This window comes from Pseudarthrobacter siccitolerans (assembly GCF_001046895.1).
In the GTDB taxonomy this organism is placed as follows: Bacteria; Actinomycetota; Actinomycetes; order Actinomycetales; family Micrococcaceae; genus Arthrobacter; species Arthrobacter siccitolerans.
Window position 1 is genome coordinate 1 of the sequence record NZ_CAQI01000006.1, and the last position, 921, is coordinate 921.

1 protein-coding gene is annotated in these 921 nt (G+C 63.4%); it reads left to right on the forward strand.

Annotated elements, in window-relative coordinates; all coding sequences use genetic code 11:
* The first annotated feature begins 24 nt into the window (after positions 1-24).
* Positions 25-907 (forward strand): IS5 family transposase gene (locus ARTSIC4J27_RS21935; protein WP_235436458.1). Its coding sequence is split into 2 segments (ribosomal slippage): positions 25-384 and positions 386-907, totalling 882 coding nucleotides; the frame shifts between segments, so codons are not numbered across the junction.
* Positions 908-921: the final 14 nt, after the last annotated feature.

Consider the following 921-nt stretch of genomic DNA (forward strand, 5'->3'; position numbering starts at 1 on the left):
CGGCTGACTGGAAAACTTGAGCGCGTGTCTCGTTTCCAGGTTTTTACGGATGAACAGTGGGCCCGCGTTGAGCCGTTGCTGCCCAGCTCCGACGGACAACGCGGGCGTCCGTTCCGGAACCACCGTCAGGTCGTGGAGGGCATCGCGTACCGGTATCGGTGCGGGATCGCCTGGCGGGACCTGCCGGAGCAGTTCGGTCCATGGCAGACGGTGTGGAAACGCCACCGCCGTTTTGCCGCGGACGGGATTTGGGACCGGATCCACGCCGTCCTGCTGTCCGAGGCTTACGCCGCCGGTGAGATCGACTGGACGGTGTCGGTGGACTCGACGATCAACCGCGCCCACCAGCACGGGACGAACCTTCCCCGCAGCACAGGGGGACGTCCCGAATTACAAGAAACTCTGGGTCGAACCTGAGGATCACGCCGTCGGACGGTCCCGGGGCGGACTGGGCACCAAGATCCACCACGCGTGCGACGGGAAAGGCCGGCCGCTGGCCTTCATCATTGGACCAGGTCAAGGTTCAGACTCACGAATGTTCCCACACGTCATGGACGCAATAAAGGTTCCACGCCCCGGCATGGGACGGGCAAGGACCCGCCCCGACGCGGTGATGGGTGACAAGGCCTACTCCTCCAAAGCCAACCGCTCACTCTTGCGGGCCCGGAAAATTAAGGCAGTCATACCCGAACCTCGGGATCAGATTGCCAACCGCAAACGCAAAGGCGCCCGCGGCGGCCGGCCGGTGGACTTCGACAGCGAGGCCTACAAAGGCCGCTCCGTCGTCGAGCAGTCCTTCAACATTTTCAAGCAATGGCGCAGCATCGCCACCCGATACGACAAACTCGCCATCACCTACCGCTCCGGGGTCGCCCTCTACTCGGTCCTGATCTGGCTACGCCAATAAGGAGACACGCCCTA